At 68.2% G+C, this 15,696-nt stretch carries 15 protein-coding genes; 8 read left to right on the top strand and 7 right to left on the bottom strand.

Going from position 1 to position 15,696, the window contains the following annotated elements; genetic code table 11:
- Positions 1–45 precede the first annotated feature (45 nt).
- The 3 genes from BLT64_RS01935 to ubiE all read right to left on the bottom strand — a co-directional run bounded on the left by BLT64_RS01935 (position 46) and on the right by ubiE (position 3,219).
- Positions 46–864 (bottom strand): TIGR00282 family metallophosphoesterase, encoded by an 819-nt coding sequence (locus BLT64_RS01935; protein ID WP_011750734.1) that lies wholly within the window; start codon positions 862–864, stop codon positions 46–48.
- 65 nt (positions 865–929) lie between these two features.
- The gene (ubiB, locus tag BLT64_RS01940; protein WP_011750735.1) at positions 930–2,465 is read right to left on the bottom strand and encodes a 2-polyprenylphenol 6-hydroxylase; all 1,536 of its coding nucleotides are present in this window, start codon (positions 2,463–2,465) and stop codon (positions 930–932) included.
- Between the two features lies 1 nt (position 2,466).
- Complete coding sequence (ubiE, locus tag BLT64_RS01945) at positions 2,467–3,219, bottom strand: bifunctional demethylmenaquinone methyltransferase/2-methoxy-6-polyprenyl-1,4-benzoquinol methylase UbiE (protein WP_011750736.1); 753 nt, start codon at positions 3,217–3,219, stop codon at positions 2,467–2,469.
- A 100-nt stretch (positions 3,220–3,319) separates the two neighbouring features.
- Here ubiE and mutM point away from each other — a divergent pair, with 100 nt between their 5' ends.
- From mutM to recF, 6 genes are all read left to right on the top strand, one after another.
- Entirely contained in the window at positions 3,320–4,165 is an 846-nt protein-coding gene (mutM, locus tag BLT64_RS01950; protein WP_011750737.1) for a bifunctional DNA-formamidopyrimidine glycosylase/DNA-(apurinic or apyrimidinic site) lyase, read from the top strand.
- 107 nt (positions 4,166–4,272) lie between these two features.
- On the top strand, positions 4,273–5,049 hold the full coding sequence (locus BLT64_RS01955) for an enoyl-CoA hydratase (RefSeq protein ID WP_011750738.1): 777 nt from the start codon (positions 4,273–4,275) through the stop codon (positions 5,047–5,049).
- Positions 5,050–5,202: 153 nt separating this feature from the next.
- Positions 5,203–5,472 carry a 30S ribosomal protein S20 gene (rpsT, locus tag BLT64_RS01960; RefSeq protein ID WP_011750739.1) on the top strand — a complete coding sequence of 90 codons (270 nt, stop codon included), beginning with the start codon at positions 5,203–5,205 and terminating at the stop codon, positions 5,470–5,472.
- Positions 5,473–5,984: 512 nt separating this feature from the next.
- Positions 5,985–7,331, top strand: coding sequence for a chromosomal replication initiator protein DnaA (gene dnaA, locus BLT64_RS01965; protein WP_011749108.1), 1,347 nt, complete (start codon positions 5,985–5,987; stop codon positions 7,329–7,331).
- Between the two features lie 91 nt (positions 7,332–7,422).
- Positions 7,423–8,541: a DNA polymerase III subunit beta gene (gene dnaN, locus BLT64_RS01970; protein ID WP_011749109.1), complete on the top strand. Its 1,119-nt coding sequence runs from the start codon at positions 7,423–7,425 to the stop codon at positions 8,539–8,541.
- Positions 8,538–9,614 (top strand): DNA replication/repair protein RecF, encoded by a 1,077-nt coding sequence (recF, locus tag BLT64_RS01975; RefSeq protein WP_011749110.1) that lies wholly within the window; start codon positions 8,538–8,540, stop codon positions 9,612–9,614. The genes dnaN and recF overlap by 4 nt, the downstream gene beginning before the upstream one ends.
- 33 nt (positions 9,615–9,647) lie before the next feature.
- On the opposite strand, the gene ade is transcribed toward recF, so the two are convergent.
- Complete coding sequence (ade, locus tag BLT64_RS01980; RefSeq protein WP_041530489.1) at positions 9,648–11,423, bottom strand: adenine deaminase; 1,776 nt, start codon at positions 11,421–11,423, stop codon at positions 9,648–9,650.
- 63 nt (positions 11,424–11,486) lie between these two features.
- Between ade and recO the strand changes: the two genes are divergently transcribed.
- Positions 11,487–12,215, top strand: a complete 729-nt coding sequence (gene recO / locus BLT64_RS01985) for a DNA repair protein RecO (RefSeq protein WP_011749112.1) — start codon at positions 11,487–11,489, stop codon at positions 12,213–12,215.
- On the opposite strand, the gene BLT64_RS01990 is transcribed toward recO, so the two are convergent.
- From BLT64_RS01990 to BLT64_RS02000, 3 genes are all read right to left on the bottom strand, one after another.
- Entirely contained in the window at positions 12,184–12,567 is a 384-nt protein-coding gene (locus BLT64_RS01990) for an META domain-containing protein (protein WP_011749113.1), read from the bottom strand. The genes recO and BLT64_RS01990 overlap by 32 nt on opposite strands.
- Positions 12,568–12,599: 32 nt before the next feature.
- A complete protein-coding gene (locus BLT64_RS01995) occupies positions 12,600–13,019 on the bottom strand; it encodes an META domain-containing protein (RefSeq protein ID WP_011749114.1) in 420 nt (139 codons plus the stop codon).
- 77 nt (positions 13,020–13,096) lie between these two features.
- Entirely contained in the window at positions 13,097–14,752 is a 1,656-nt protein-coding gene (locus BLT64_RS02000; RefSeq protein ID WP_011749115.1) for an acyl-CoA dehydrogenase family protein, read from the bottom strand.
- Between the two features lie 97 nt (positions 14,753–14,849).
- On the opposite strand from BLT64_RS02000, the gene BLT64_RS02005 reads away from it, so the two are divergent.
- Positions 14,850–15,683 carry a sulfite exporter TauE/SafE family protein gene (locus tag BLT64_RS02005; protein WP_241663491.1) on the top strand — a complete coding sequence of 278 codons (834 nt, stop codon included), beginning with the start codon at positions 14,850–14,852 and terminating at the stop codon, positions 15,681–15,683.
- The last annotated feature ends 13 nt before the right edge of the window (positions 15,684–15,696 follow it).

The raw sequence follows: 15,696 nt of genomic DNA on the forward strand, positions 1-15,696 counted from the left end.
ATTTTCCCCGCAGCCGCAAACAAAAAGCACAAGAACCATGCCGGCTCAGGCGGGAAGCTGCGTTCCGGCCAGCCTGCCGCCCTGGCGCAGCGGCTCGACCGAAACCGCCTTGCCGCTGCGGTCGTCGGTGGTGACCAGCACGCCCGCCAGCGTCGCCTCGCCCTCGGCCGGGGTAAAGCGCTCCGAGGCCATGCCGGTCAGGAAGCGGCGCAGCGGCTCGGCCTTTTCCATGCCGATCACGCTGTCGTAGTCGCCGCACATGCCCGCATCGGTCTGATAGGCGGTGCCGCGGTTCAGGATCATCGCATCGGCGGTCGGCACATGGGTATGGGTGCCCACGACCAGGCTGGCGCGGCCGTCGCACCAATGGCCCATGGCCATCTTTTCGCTGGTCGCCTCGGCATGGATGTCCACCACGCTGGCCTGCACCAGCCCGCCCAGCGGGTGCGTCTTGAGCACCGCGTCGATGGCCGAGAACGGATCGTCGAAGGGCCGCTTCATGAAGACCTGGCCCAGGACCTGCGCGACCAGCACCTTGCGGCCGCGCGTCGCCTCGAAGACACGCGCGCCGCGGCCGGGCGCCACCTTGGAATAGTTCAGCGGCCGGATGATGCGCGGCTCGGCCTCGATGAAGGACAGCATCTCCTTCTGGTCGAAGGCATGGTCGCCCAGCGTGAGGCAATCGGCCCCCGCATCGAGGAGCAGCTTGGCATGGCCGCCGGTCAGCCCCATGCCACCCGAGGCGTTTTCGCCGTTCACGATGGTGAAGTCGACGCCCAGCCGTTCCTTGAGCGGGCCGAGCCCCTCCGCAATCGCGCGCCGGCCCGCGCGCCCCATCACATCGCCAAGATACAGAATCCGCATGGGCCAGCGTTAGGCGAAAGCCGGGGCACGCTCAAGCCCCGACAGGCCGGATGGCGCGGGCGGCCCTATCCCAGCCATGCGCCCAGCGCCGCGCCCGCCAGCGCGACGACGGCGCCCAGCGCCATGCCGACGGCAAGGCCGCGGCTTGGGCGCGGCTCGGGCGGGGGCGGGGGTTCGCGCAGCAGCTCGGGCATGCGGCGCTCCAGGAACTCCGGCAGCAGCGGCGCGAAGCGGCCCAGAACCTGCGCCGCGCGGATCAGGTCGCGCGCTGCGGCATGGGGACCCAGGTTGTCGCGGATATAGCTTTCGACGACGGGCCGGGCGACCTGCCACATGTTGATCTGCGGGTCCAGCGAGCGCGCCACGCCCTCGACCACCACCATGGTGCGCTGCAGCAGGATCAGCTCGGTCCGCGTAGCCATGCCGAAGCGTTCCGTCACCTCGAACAGATAGGCCAGCAGATTGGCCATCGAGATGCGGCTGGCATCGGCGCCGAAGATCGGCTCGCCCACCGCGCGCAGGGCACGGGCGAATTCCTGGATGTCGCGGTCGCGGGGGACGTAGCCCGCCTCGAAATGCACCCGGGCGACGCGTTCGTAATCGCGGCGGATGAAGCCCATCAGGATCTCGGCATAGACGCGGCGGGTATATTCGTCGATCTCGCCCATGATGCCGAAATCGTAGATGACGATATCGCCGTTGCGGGCCACCTTCAGGTTGCCCTGGTGCATGTCCGCGTGGAAATAGCCGTCGCGCAACGCATGGCGCAGGAAAAGCTGCAACACCCGCGCGCCGATCTCGGGCAGGTCGTGCCCCGCAGCCCGCAGTGCCGCGACATCGCCCATCGGCACGCCCTCGGCCCAGTCGGTGGTCAGCACGCGCCGGGCGCTGAGGTGCCAATAGGGTGCGGGCACCGCCATGCCCTCGTCGCCCCCCGTGTTCTCGGCGAATTCCGAGGCCGAGGCAGCCTCCAGCCGCAGGTCCAGCTCTCCCGTGACCACCGATTCGAAATGGCTGACCACGTCGCGGGGCCGCAGGCGCCGGGTCGAGGGCGACAGCCGCTCGATCATGCCGGCGGCGAAATGGAAGGCGTCGATGTCGCGGCGAAAGGCGGATTCGATGCCCGGGCGCAGTACCTTGACCGCGACCTCGCGGCCATTGTCGATGCGCCGCGCGCGATGGACCTGCGCGATCGAGGCCGCGGCCACGGGTTCGGAAAATTCGCTGAACAGCGTCTCGACCGGGCGGCCCAGCTCGGCGGCAACGGTGCGGCGGGCCTGTTCCTGCGAAAAGGGCGGCAGCCGGTCCTGTAGCATGGAAAGCTGGTTGGCCAGTTCCACCCCCACCACATCGGGCCGGGTCGAGAGGATCTGGCCGAATTTCACATAGGCCGGGCCCAGCGCGGTGATGGCGCGGGTGACGGGCGGCAGGGCCGGGTCGCCCTTGTAGCCCAGCCAGGCGAAGGGCCAGCCCAGGATGCGCGCCGCGATGCGGATGCGGGCGGGCGCGTTCACCGCGTCCAGCGCCGCTTTCATCGCGCCCGTGCGCTCGAATGTGGCGCCGGTGCGGATCAGGCGCCAGATGTTGTGGGGACCGCGCATCCTACAGCTTCCAGCCCGAATGCAGCGCGGCAATGCCCATGGACAGGTTGCGCCATTGCACGCGGCCGAAGCCCGCCTCGCGGATCATGGTGGCAAAGGTTTCCTGGTCGGGGAACTTGCGGATCGATTCGACCAGATATTGATAGCTGTCACGGTCGTTCGCGACGATCTGGCCCATGACCGGGATCACGTTGAAGCTGTAGCGGTCGTAAAGCCATTGCAGCATCGGCACCGGCATCTGGCTGAACTCCAGCACCATCAGCCGGCCGCCGGGACGCAGCACGCGCCGCGCCTCGGCCAGCGCATCGGGGATGCGGGTGACGTTGCGGATGCCGAAGCTGATCGTGTAGCGGTCGAAGCTGTCGTCGGCGAAGGGCAGGGCCATCGCGTCGCCGGTGACCCAGGCAAGGCGGTCGGCCTGCTTGCCGGCCTCGGCGCGCTTGCGGCCCTCGACCAGCATCGACTCGGTCATGTCGCAGACGGTGACGCGGGCGCCCGGCGCGCGGTCCAGGAAGCGAAAGGCGATGTCGCCGGTGCCGCCGGCCACATCCAGCAGATGCTGGCCGTCCCGCGGCGCCAGCCAGTCCATCATCGCGGTTTTCCAGATGCGATGGACGCCCCCGCTCATCAGGTCGTTCATCACGTCATAGCGCGAGGCCACGCGCGAGAAGACGCCATGGACCAGCCCGGCCTTGTCCTTCTCGGCCACGGTGCGAAAGCCGAAATGGGTTTCCTTTGGCTCGTCTGGGGTCATGTCGCTTGTCCATCCGTCGTTTCGCGCCCAGATAGTCCGAAAGCGCGCCGCGCGCCATAGCTGGGGACGCGGGCCGCACCATGCGACGAACGGGAAGAAAATGCCAGAACTGCCAGAGGTCGAAACCGTCCGACGCGGCCTTCAGCCGCATCTCGAAGGCCGGGTGATCGCCCGTGCCGAAGCCCGCCGCCCCGACCTGCGCTGGCCCCTGCCGCCCGATCTGGTGCAGGTGCTGACCGGCGCGCGGGTCGTCGCCCTGCGGCGGCGCTCGAAATACATCCTGGCCGAGCTGGAGGATCGCGGCAGCCTGCTTCTGCATCTGGGCATGTCGGGGCGGATGCTAATCGAGGGGGAAAGCCAGGGCGATTTCCACCGCGACCCGGCGATCCTGCCGCGCCACGACCATGTGGTGCTGTGGAACGACCAGGGCACGCGCATCACCTTCAACGACGCGCGGCGATTCGGCATGGTCGATCTGGTGCCGCCGGGGGCCGAGCATCCGCTGCTGGCGCATCTGGGGCCCGAGCCGCTGTCGGACGCCTTCACCGCCGAGGCGCTGGCGGCGGCCTTCGCCGGGCGGCGCATGCCGGTCAAGGCAGCGCTGCTCGACCAGCGAATCGTGGCGGGGCTGGGCAATATCTACGTCTCCGAGGCGCTCTATCGCGCCGGCATCGACCCGCGCCGTCTGGCCGGAGCGGTCACCGCCCCCGAGGTGGCGGCGCTGGTCGGCCATGTCCGTGCCGTTCTGGAGGAGGCGATCGCGGCCGGGGGCTCCAGCCTGCGCGACCACCGGCAGGCGACCGGAGAGCTGGGCTATTTCCAGCACTCCTTCCGCGTCTATGGCCGCGAGGGTGCGCCCTGCCCGACGCCGGGCTGCACGGGCACGGTCCAGCGCATCGTGCAGTCCGGGCGGTCGAGCTTTTTCTGCCCGCTCTGCCAGCAGTGAAGGGGCTCCTTCCCCACGCCTGAGCCGGTGATATCGGCAGGCGCTGGCCTTGGCCTCGCGCATTTGTTACGAGTCGCGGTCAGCTTGTTTGCGAAAGGCAGGAGTCGATGGCCTACCAGACCCTCACCGTCGAGATCGACGACTATATCGCGCTGATCCGGCTGAACCGGCCCGAGGCGCTGAATGCACTGAACTCGCAGCTGCTGAGCGAGCTGGGCGATGCGCTGGCCGATGCCGACCGGAACGAAAAGGTCCGCTGCATCGTGCTGACCGGCAGCGAAAAAGCCTTTGCCGCCGGCGCCGACATCAAGGAGATGTCGGCCAAGAGCTTCGTCGACGTCTATACCGACGACCTGTTCGGCGCCGAGATCGACCGCATCACCGCGACGCGCAAGCCGATCATCGCCGCGGTCGCGGGCTATGCGCTTGGCGGGGGATGCGAGCTGGCCATGGCCTGCGACTTCATCCTCTGCGCCGACAACGCCAAGTTCGGCCAGCCCGAGATCAATCTGGGCGTCATCGCCGGCATCGGCGGCACCCAGCGCCTGACCCGCTTTGTCGGCAAGTCCAAGTCGATGGAGATGCACCTGACCGGCCGCTTCATGGATGCGGCCGAGGCCGAGCGCTCGGGCCTGGTCAGCCGGGTCGTGCCGGCCGCCAAGCTGATCCCCGAAGCGCTGGCGGCGGCGAAGAAGATCGCCGAAAAGGGCCAGATCGCCGTCATGGCCGCCAAGGAGGCGGTGAACCGCGCCTATGAGACCACGCTGCGCGAGGGCATCCTGTTCGAGCGCCGCAGCTTCCAGGCGCTGTTCGGGACCGAGGACCAGAAAGAGGGCATGGCCGCCTTTCTGGAAAAGCGCGAGCCGCAATTCCGCGACCGCTGATTTCGCGCTTGGCATCCGGCCCGGATCGCTGTATAGGCCCGGGCTTACATGCGTGTGGGCCCGCTTAAAGGCAAGAATCATGACCGTCCGTTCCCGGACGGCGCCATGGGCTTTTGCGCAACCGAGATATGAAGAACAGATAGGACCGCACCCATGGCCAATACGCCCCAGTCGAAAAAACGCGCCCGCCAGCTCGAGCGCCGCACCGCCGTCAACAAGGCCCGCCGCTCGCGCATCCGCACCTTCCTGCGCAAGGTCGAGGAAGCCATCGCCAGCGGCAATGCCGAGATCGCCCGCGAAGCCCTGAACAGCGCCCAGCCCGAACTGATGCGCGGCGTGACCAAGGGCGTCATCCACAAGAACACCGCCGCGCGCAAGATGTCGCGCCTTTCGGCCCGGGTTAAGGCGCTGGCCACCGCCTGAGCCGCTGCGGCATTTTAGCAACTGCCGGTAGAACTTATTAGGGGCGCGCTCTATCCAGGCGCGCCCTTTCGCATGGGGAAGTGCCGGTTTTTCCTTGGTTTTCCCGCCTTTCCGGCATTGTCACGCAGCCGTCGCGAAGTTGCCAGATTCGATCCGGCAAAGTGACTGTCAAGCACGAAGATCGGTTGCTGGCCCGCTGCGGTTCTTGCTAGCTTGTTCCCTGCGATTCACCGTCGCGCCTGGGGGACATGCTCTGAACCGTCGGCTCTGCCGCCGACAGGCGGGGTGGCAGCTGGATCAGAACAGGGTCCGCTACCGATGAAGCGCAAGCCGGCTGCCACCGGCCTGCGCCGCGTGTCTGCAAGTTTCGGCCGCAAGACGGCCCACACGTCGCCTTGGGCGGCGGGGGTCTTCTGTTGCCGAAACTGCTGTCGTTCAGGCTGCGGCATCCGAATCGCCTCACGCCGGAAAATCCCGGCGGCATGTGGGGAAAAGAGACGGAATTGGGCGAGATGGACAGACTTTGGGGGCAGGCGCGTGAAGAACTTCAGAAAATCGTCGGAACCGACAGTTTCTCGACCTGGATCGAGCCCCTTCGCCTGACCGGCGTTGCGGACGGCACCGCCACCATCGCCTGCCCGACCCGCTTCTTGTCCGACTGGGTCTCGCGCCATTACAGCGACGACATTCTCAAGGTGCTGGACCGGATGGGCGGCCCCGTGCAGCGCCTGAGCTTCGAGACCCGCAGCCAGACTGCCCGCCAGGCTGCGGCACCCGTCGTCAAGCGCCCCGCGCCCCCGCGCGTCTCTGGCGAGGAAGAGCTGGCGGCACCGCTGGACAGCCGCTTCACCTTCGAGAATTTCGTGGTCGGCAAGCCGAACGAGCTGGCCCACGCCGCCGCCCGCCGCGTGGCCGAGGGCGGGCCGGTTACCTTCAACCCGCTGTTCCTTTACGGCGGGGTCGGGCTGGGCAAGACCCACCTGATGCACGCCATCGCCCGCGAGATCCAGATCCGCCAACCCGAGGCGCGCGTGCTGTATCTTTCGGCCGAGCAGTTCATGTATCGCTTCGTCCAGGCGCTGCGCGACCGCACCGTGATGGATTTCAAGGAGCTGTTCCGCACCGTCTCGGTGCTGATGGTCGATGACGTCCAGTTCATCGCCGGCAAGGATTCCACGCAGGAGGAATTCTTCCACACTTTCAACACGCTGGTCGATCAGGGCAAGCAGATCGTCATCTCGGCCGACCGCGCGCCGGGCGAGATCAAGGACATGGAAGAGCGTATCAAGTCGCGCCTGCAATGCGGCCTGGTCGTGGACCTGCATCCGACCGATTACGAACTGCGCCTGGGCATCCTGCAAAGCAAGACCGACAGTTTCCGCGCGCAATATCCGGGCCTGCTGATCGCGCCCGGGGTGCTGGAATTCCTGGCCCATCGCATCACCTCGAATGTCCGGGTGCTGGAAGGCGCGCTGCAGCGGCTCTTCGCCTTTGCCAGCCTGATGGGGCGCGAGATCACGCTGGACATGACCCAGGAATGCCTGGCCGACATCCTGCGCGCCAACGACCGCAAGGTCTCGATCGAGGAGATCCAGCGGAAGGTGGCCGAGCATTACAACATCCGCCTGGCCGACATGATCGGACCCAAGCGCGTGCGCACCGTCGCCCGGCCGCGACAGATCGCCATGTATCTGGCCAAGCAGATGACCTCGCGCAGCCTGCCCGAGATCGGGCGCCGCTTCGGCGGCCGCGATCACACCACCATCATGCATGGCGTGAAGAAGATCGAAGAACTACGCGGCTCGGATCGCAGCCTCTCCGAGGATATCGACCTGCTGCGCCGCCTGCTGGAGGCCTGAACGCATCCGCTTGACCTTGCGCGGGATTATGCCACATTGGCGCCCCGCGAGGCGGGTGCGAGACGAGGCCGGAACGACATAAGGGTTGACCATGAAATTCTCGATCGAACGTGCCGATCTGGTGAAAGCCGTATCCCAGGCCCAGTCCGTGGTCGAACGCCGCAACACCATCCCGATCCTTGCCAACGTGCTGATCGAGGCCGCGCCCGAGGGCGTCAGCTTCCGCGCCACCGACCTGGATACCGAGATCGTGGACCGCGCGCCGGCGCAGGTCGAGCGGCCCGGCGCCACCACCGTCTCGGCCGGTATGCTGAACGACATCGCCCGCAAGCTGCCGGACGGCGCGCTGGTGCAGCTTAGCCTGGATGCCGCCTCGGGGCGGCTTTCCGTGCAGGCCGGGCGCTCGAACTTCAGCCTCGCCACGCTGCCGCGCGAGGATTTCCCGGTCATGTCCTCGTCGGAATACGGCGCGAATTTCTCGGCCCCCGCCGCGGTGCTGCGGCGGCTGTTCGACAAGTCGAAATTCGCCATCTCGAACGAAGAAACCCGCTATTATCTCAACGGCGTCTATATGCATGTCGCGCAGACCGAGGACGGCCCCGGCCTGCGCTGCGTGGCGACCGACGGCCACCGGCTGGCCCGAATCGACGCCCCGCTGCCGGCGGGCGCCGAGGACATGCCGGGGGTGATCGTGCCGCGCAAGACCGTGGCCGAGCTGCGCAAGCTGCTGGACGATGACGAGGCCGAGATCGCGGTCTCGGTCAGCGAGACCAAGGTGCGCTTCGCCACGCCGACGATCACGCTGACCTCGAAGGTGATCGACGGCACCTTCCCCGATTACAGCCGGGTCATCCCCTCGGGCAATGCCCGCAAGCTGGAGGTCGATGCCGGCGATTTCGCCAAGGCGGTCGACCGGGTGGCCACCGTCAGCAGCGAACGCTCGCGCGCCGTCAAGCTGTCGCTGGACGAGGATCGGCTGGTCCTGTCGGTCAATGCCCCCGATGCCGGCGCCGCTGATGAGGAACTGCCGGTCGCCTATGCCGACGAGCCGCTGGAGATCGGCTTCAACGCCAAATACCTGCACGAGATCGCCAGCCAGATCGAGCGCGAGAACGCTGTCTTCCTGTTCAACGGCTCGGGCGACGCGGCGCTGATCCGCGAGGGCGGCGACACCAGCGCGGTCTATGTCGTCATGCCGATGCGCGTGTGACGCTGAGCCTGCTGCACCTGACCCAGTTTCGCAGCTGGGCCAGGCTGGAGATCGAGGCCGACCACCGCCCCGTCGCCATCCATGGCCCGAACGGGGCGGGCAAGACCAATATCCTGGAAGCCGTCTCGATGCTGTCGCCCGGCCGGGGCATGCGCGGCGCCGCACCCGGCGACCAGGCCCGCAAGGGGCCGGAGGTCGGCTGGCAGATCCGGGCCGAAATCGGCACCCATCAGGTGCTGACCCGCGCGCTGCCCGGCCAGCCGCGCGAGGTGGTGATCGACGAAAAGCCCTCGACCCAGATCGCGCTTGGCCGGCTGATGCGGGTGATCTGGCTGACGCCCGCCATGGACCGGCTGTGGACCGATGCCCCGGAACAGCGGCGGCGATTCCTGGACCGGGTGACGCTCAGCTTCACGCCGGGCCATGCCGAGGACGCGCTGGGTTACGAAAAGGCCATGCGCGAACGCAACCGGCTGCTGCGCGACGAGGTCCGCGACGCCGGCTGGTATCGCGCGCTGGAGGCACAGATGGCCGAGACGGGCGCGGCGCTGACGCGCAACCGCCTGGACGCCATCGCCCGGATCATGGCGGCGCAGGAGGGGGCCGGGACCGCCTTCCCCTCGGCCAGCCTGACGCTGTTGCCGGGCGAAGGTTCGGCCGACGATCCCGACGCCGAGAGCATCGCCGCCCGGCTGGCCGAGGGCCGCGGCCGCGACATGGCGGCCGGCCGCACCCTGACCGGCCCGCATCGCGCCGACCTGGGGGCGCATTGGGGGCCGCAGGCGATGCCCGCCGCCCTTTCCTCAACCGGCGAGCAAAAGGCGCTGCTCTTGTCGCTGATCCTCGCCAATGCCCGGGCGCTGGCCGAGGAAAGCCCGGTGCTGCTGCTCGACGAGGTGGCGGCGCATCTGGATGCCGACCGCCGCGCAGCGCTTTACGACGAGATCTGCGCGCTTCGCGCCCAGGCCTGGCTGACCGGTACCGGGCCGGAACTGTTCGAGGCGCTACGCGGCCGGGCGCAATTTCTGGCGGTGGTGCGCGAGGCCGAGGCCTCGCGCATCATGGGTATTTGAGAAACGGAAAGACGCCTGCCGGTCGCGCGAAGGCTAGACCATCAGGTCCACCAGTTCGAAGCGGGTCACGTCGACGATGCCGAGGTCCGAGATCCGCAGCTCGGGGATCACCACCAGCGCCAGCAGCGAATGCTGCATATAGGCGTTGTTGAGCGTGCAGCCGCAATCCTGCATGGCCTTGACGATGCCTTGCGCGGCCTCGGCCACCTCGGCGGCGGGACGGTCGGACATCAGCCCGGCGATGGGCAGCGCCACCGTCGCCAGTTCCTCGCCGTCGCGGAACACGGTGACGCCGCCGCCGATCCGGCCCAGGTGGTTCGCCGCCGCCGCCATGCTGTCGCGGTCGGTGCCGACGACGATCATGTGGTGGCTGTCATGCGCCACGGTCGAGGCCACCGCCATCCGGCCCTGGTAGCCAAAGCCCGAGACAAAGCCGTTCACCACGCCGCCCGTGCCGCGATGCCGTTCGACCAGCGCGATATGGCAGGTCTCGCCCTGCGGCTCGACCACGCCGTCGCGGATCGGCAGCTGGGCCGTGAGCGCGCGGGTCGGCGCCTGGTTCTCGACCACGCCGATGACGCGGACGCGCGCGCTGTCACCCGTGGCCCGCACGGCGAAATCCGCGCCGGTCAGGCTGCGCCCCAGATGCACCGAATCGCGCGCCGCCTCGGGCCAGGCGATGCGCGGGCAGTCGACCAGCAGCTTGCCGGTTTCGGCGACCACCACGCCTTGGGCAATCACCGTCTCGATGGGCAGGCTGCGCAGGTCCGAGGTCAGGATCACGTCCGCCCGCCGTCCCGGGGTGATGCTGCCCAGTTCGCGCTCCAGCCCGAAATGGCTGGCGGCGTTGATCGTCGCCATCTGGATCGCCACCAGCGGATCGCAGCCGCAATCGACGGCATGGCGCACCACCCGGTTCATGTGCCCGTCATTGACCAGGGTGCCGGAATGGCTGTCGTCGGTACACAGGATGAAAAAGCGCGGGTCGAGCCCCTTTTCGGTGATCGCGGTGATCTGGCTTTCGACATCGTACCAGGCCGAGCCCAGCCGCATCATGCAACCCATGCCCTGCCGCACGCGGGCGATGCCCTGCGCCTCGGTCGTGGTTTCGTGGTCGTCATTGGCGCCGCCCGCCACATAGGCGTGGAAGGGCCGTCCCAGATCGGGACTGGCGTAATGGCCGCCCACCGTCTTGCCGGCGGCACGGGTGGCGGCGATTTCGGTCAGCATCTGCCGGTCGCCCGAGGCGACGCCGGGGAAATTCATCATCTCGCCCAGGCCCACGATGCCGTCCCAACCCATGGCCTGCGCCACCTCGCCCTCGGTGATCGGCTGGCCGGTGGTTTCCAGGCCGGGGGCCGAGGGCGCGCAGCTGGGCATCTGGGTGAACATGCTGATCGGTTGCAGCAGCGATTCGTCCCGCATCAGCCGCACGCCCTCAAGCCCCAGCACATTGGCGATCTCGTGCGGGTCGTGGAAGATCGTCGTGGTGCCGTGCGGGATCACCGCGGCGGCAAAGCCGGCCGGCGTCAGCATCCCCGATTCGACATGCATATGCGCGTCGATCAGGCCGGGCACCATGAAGCGGCCATCGGCCTCGATCACCTGCGTCCCGGGGCCGACCGAGGGTCCGGCATCGGGGCCGACATAGGCCACGCGACCATCGGCCACGGCGACATCCATGCCGGGGATCACCTCGCGCGTGTGGACATTGACCCATTGCCCGCCCCGGATCACCAGATCGGCCGGCGCGCGCCCCGCCGCCACCTCGACCAGCCGGGCCTGGGCCTCGATCCACGGTTTCAACATGCCTGTCTCCTTGTTCATTGCCCCCAGATTGCGGCAGGGTGGCGCGAAAGGAAAGGCGGCGCGATGGAATGGAGCGGCGAGGCCAGCGTGATGGCATTGCAAAGGCACGGGGAAAGCGCCGTGATCCTGACCGTGCTGTCGCGCGAGACGGGGCTGATCCGCGGCCTGGTGCCCGGCGGCGCCAGCGCCAAGCGCGCCGCGATGCTGCAACCCGGCAACCGGGTCAGCCTGCGCTGGCGGGCGCGGCTGGAGGAGCAGCTGGGCACCTTCGCGGTCGAGCCGGCGCGGGCGCGGCCGGGGCTTCTGGGCAGCGGCGATGCGCTGGCCGGAGTGAATGCGGTCACTGCGCTTTTGACCTTTGCCCTGCCCGAACGCGACCCGCATCCCCGCCTGGCCGACGCGACCGAGGCGCTGCTGGACCTGATGGACGCGGGCGAGGGTTGGGCCGAGGCCTATCTGCATTGGGAAATGCGGCTGCTCGACGAGCTGGGCTTCGGCCTTGATCTGACGAGTTGCGCGGTGACGGGGGCGCGCGAGGGGCTGGCCTATGTCAGCCCACGCTCGGGCCGGGCGGTTTCGGCCCAGGCGGCGGGGGAATGGGCGCCAAGGCTCTTGCCGCTGCCCGCCATGCTGGGCGGGCGCGGCAATGGCGGCATCGAGGACGCGCTGGCCCTGACTGGCCATTTCCTGCAGGTGCGGCTGGCCGAGGCGCATGCGGGCAAACCCCTGCCCCCGGCCCGCGCGCGGCTGGTCGCCCGGCTTACTGCGTCGCGGCACGCCAGCGGATGGTGACATCGGGGCCGGTCATCACCAGCTCGTCACCTTCGCGCCTTGCCTCGCGCACCGCGCCGAGCGCCTGGAAAAAGGCGTGCTCGCCGCCCTCTTGCAGGCAGGCGCGGCGGGTCGTGGCCAGCGCGCCCAGATCCAGCGCCGGCAATGCGGCACGATTCTGGCCGGTGAACAGGTTGCATGGCCCCTGTCCCGAAACCGCGCCATCCTCGGCGATGCGCAGGGTGGGCTGGCCCGAGACCTCGACCCCCTCCACCGCGATCAGCGTGTATTCGCCGGCAATCTGCGCCGTCTCATCCGATTCGGCGCCGCAGGCGGCAAGCCCCAGGGTCAGGGCGAGAATCAGTTTCCGCATCGCTCATCTCCTTCCGGCAAGCCGCCGCACGGTCATTCCTTGCGGTAGCCCGGCTCATAGGTCAGGTAGGTCGGTCCCTTGATGGTCAGGACGCCACCCTCGAAGGTGATGCCGTTGGCGGCCGAAAGCGCCTGGAAATAACGCGATTCCAGCCGTCCGGCCAGGCCGCCGCAGGCCATTTCCGTCCGGGTCAGCGACCCCAGCGCAAAGGCCGGCGGCTCGGCGCTCTGGCTTGCCGAGTAGGTGTTGCAGGGCGCCCGGCCCGAGATCGAGCCGTCCGCCCCGATGGTCATGCCGACATTGCGCTGCGGCACGGTGTCGGAACCGATGCCCACCAGCACATAGGGGCCGGTCGGGATGGTCGAGCCGGGCACGGGAGGCGAAGCCGGCTCGCAGGCGGCAAGGCCAAGCGTGGCGGCAATAGCCGCGGAAATCATCGGGATGCGGGTCATGGGCAGCTCCGTTATGTCATGTTGCCGCCATAATGCCCTAACGGCCCCCGCTGTCCAGCAGGGGCCGGCATTTCATCCTAGTCCAGTAGCCTGCGTGCAATAACCTGGGCCTGGATCTCGGCCGCGCCCTCGAAGATGTTGAGGATGCGCGCGTCGCAAAGCACGCGGCTGATGGCGTATTCCAGCGCAAAGCCGTTGCCGCCGTGGATCTGAAGCGCATTGTCCGCCGCCGCCCAGGCGACGCGGGCGCCCAGCAGCTTGGCCATCCCCGCTTCCAGGTCGCAGCGCCGGCCGTGGTCCTTTTCCCAGGCGCTGAAATAGGTCAGCTGCCGGGCGATCATGATCTCGACCGCCATCATCGCCAGCTTGTCGGCGACGCGCGGGAATTCGATCAGCGATTTGCCGAACTGCTTGCGGTCGACGGCATAGCGCATGCCGATCTCGGCCGCCGATTGCGCTACGCCGACGGCGCGGGCGGCGGTCTGGATGCGCGCCGATTCGAAGGTCTCCATCAACTGCTTGAAGCCGCGGCCGGGCTCGCCGCCCAACAGGTTCTCGCCCTTGATACGGAAACCGTCGAAGCCCAGCTCGTATTCCTTCATGCCGCGATAGCCCAGCACCTCGATCTCGCCGCCGGTCATGCCGGGGGTCGGGAAGGGATCGTCGTCGGTGCCGGGCTCTTTTTCCGCCAGGAACATCGACAGGCCGCGCCAGTCGGTGGTCTCGGGATCGGTGCGCGCCAGCAGCGTCATCACATGGGTGCGCTGCGCATGGGTGATCCAGGTCTTGTTGCCGGTGACGACCCAATCCTCGCCGTCGCGCACCGCGCGGGTGCGCAGGCTGCCCAGGTCGCTGCCGGTATTCGGCTCGGTAAAGACCGCCGTCGAGAGGATCTCGCCCGAGGCGAGGCCCGGCAGCCATTTCGCCTTCTGCGCCTCGGTGCCGCCGCAGAGGATAAGCTCGGCCGCGATCTCGCTGCGGGTGCCCAGCGAGCCCACGCCGATATAGCCGCGCGACAGTTCCTCGGTGACGACCACCATCGAGGCTTTCGAGAGGCCCAGCCCCCCGAACTCCTCGGGAATGGTCAGGCCGAAGACGCCCAGTTCCGCCAGTTCCTCGATGATCTCCATCGGGATCAGCTGGTCCTTGAGGTGCCATTCATGGGCGTTGGGGATCACCCGCTCTTCGGCATAGCGGCGGAACTGGTCGCGGATCATCTCCAGGTCCTCGTCCAGCCCGGTGGCGCCGAAGGTGGCCCGGCCGTGATTGTCCTGCATCAGCCGCGCAAGCTCGGCCCGCGCCGGCGCGGTATTGCCGCGCATCAGCTTGGCCGCCGCCTCGCCCGGCTGCCAGTCCAGCTCCAGGTCCGAGAGGCGGGCGAACTCCGTCTGGCTCATCGGGATGCCGCCGGCGATCTGGCCCAGGTATTCGCCCAGGCCGATCTGCAGGATCAGCGCCTCGATCCGGCCCAGGTTGCCCGCCTCGGCCAGCCGTCCGGCCCATCCGCTCAGCTGCCGGATCGATTCGACATAGGTGGTCAGCCAAGACAGGGCATGGGCGGCGTGCTGGTGCTGTTCCAGCAGCGCGGGCTGCGGCTTGCCGGCGGGGGCCACCAGCGCGCGCAACGCCTCGGTCGCGCGGGATTGCAGGGATTCGAGCTCCGGCAGGGCTTCGCCGGCAAGCGCAAGCAGGGCGGAAGGCGTATCGGCTGGCATCGCGGGCATGTCCTTCATGGCAGAATCCTTATGCGGCGTTGCAGCATGACTAGCGTCATTGCAGTCGCAGCGCAACTATCATGCGCAGGATGGCACCATTGCGAACTAAAATGTCTTGAAAATTTTCAGCAACCGCCCCCTTGCCGCGGGCGGCGCGGCGCATCACCCTGCGCCCATGTTTGGCCTCGACCCCTTTCATTTCTGGACCGCCATCGCGATCACCCTGTTCTCCGGCTTCGTGAAGGGCGCCATCGGATTCGCCATGCCGATGATCATGCTGGCGGCGCTGGGGTCCTTCCTGACCGCGCAGCAGGCGGTGGCGGCGGTGATCCTGCCGGTGCTGGTGACCAATATCCGCCAGGCCCTGCGCGGCGGCTGGCGTCCGGCCTGGCAGGCAAGCTGGGCCTATCGCTGGCATATCGGCATGGTGATGCTGTTCATCCCGGTCAGCGCCTTCTTCGCCACGCGGGTGCCGCAATGGCTGATGTATGCCATCATCGGCCTGCCGATCACGGCCTTCGCGCTATGGCAGATCCTGGGCCGCAGCCTGGTCCTGCCGGTGCATCACCGCCGGCGCATGGAAATCGCGACCGGCGTGGTCGGCGGGCTGATCGGCGGGGTCTCGGGCATCTGGGGGCCGCCGCTGCTGGTGCTGCTGCTGTCGCTGCACGCCCCCAAGGCCGAGCAGATGCGGGTCCAGGGCGTGGTGTTCTTCCTGGGTGCGGCGGTGCTGACCGTCTCGCACCTGCAATCGGGGTTGCTGAACGCGCAGACCCTGCCGTTTTCCGCGATCCTGGTGATCCCGGCGCTGATCGGCATGGGGCTGGGCTATCTGGCGCATGACCGGCTGGACGTGGCGCAATTCCGGCGCTGGACGCTGGTCCTGCTGGTGCTGACCGGCGCCAACCTGCTGCGCCGCGCGCTGGAGCTTGCGGGTCCGGCGGTGTAACCAGGGGACCAAA

It is taken from the genome of Paracoccus denitrificans (assembly GCF_900100045.1).
Lineage (GTDB): Bacteria > Pseudomonadota > Alphaproteobacteria > Rhodobacterales > Rhodobacteraceae > Paracoccus > Paracoccus denitrificans.

Coding starts and splice junctions, on each gene's coding strand:
- recO (WP_011749112.1), top strand. CDS start 11,487: ATGGAATGGAGCGGCGAGGCCAGCGTGATGGCATTGCAAAGGCACGGG.
- BLT64_RS01990 (WP_011749113.1), bottom strand. CDS start 12,567: ATGCGGAAACTGATTCTCGCCCTGACCCTGGGGCTTGCCGCCTGCGGC.
- BLT64_RS01995 (WP_011749114.1), bottom strand. CDS start 13,019: ATGACCCGCATCCCGATGATTTCCGCGGCTATTGCCGCCACGCTTGGC.
- ade (WP_041530489.1), bottom strand. CDS start 11,423: ATGTTGAAACCGTGGATCGAGGCCCAGGCCCGGCTGGTCGAGGTGGCG.
- ubiB (WP_011750735.1), bottom strand. CDS start 2,465: ATGCGCGGTCCCCACAACATCTGGCGCCTGATCCGCACCGGCGCCACA.
- mutM (WP_011750737.1), top strand. CDS start 3,320: ATGCCAGAACTGCCAGAGGTCGAAACCGTCCGACGCGGCCTTCAGCCG.
- BLT64_RS01935 (WP_011750734.1), bottom strand. CDS start 864: ATGCGGATTCTGTATCTTGGCGATGTGATGGGGCGCGCGGGCCGGCGC.
- dnaA (WP_011749108.1), top strand. CDS start 5,985: ATGGACAGACTTTGGGGGCAGGCGCGTGAAGAACTTCAGAAAATCGTC.
- BLT64_RS01955 (WP_011750738.1), top strand. CDS start 4,273: ATGGCCTACCAGACCCTCACCGTCGAGATCGACGACTATATCGCGCTG.
- ubiE (WP_011750736.1), bottom strand. CDS start 3,219: ATGACCCCAGACGAGCCAAAGGAAACCCATTTCGGCTTTCGCACCGTG.
- dnaN (WP_011749109.1), top strand. CDS start 7,423: ATGAAATTCTCGATCGAACGTGCCGATCTGGTGAAAGCCGTATCCCAG.
- rpsT (WP_011750739.1), top strand. CDS start 5,203: ATGGCCAATACGCCCCAGTCGAAAAAACGCGCCCGCCAGCTCGAGCGC.
- BLT64_RS02000 (WP_011749115.1), bottom strand. CDS start 14,752: ATGAAGGACATGCCCGCGATGCCAGCCGATACGCCTTCCGCCCTGCTT.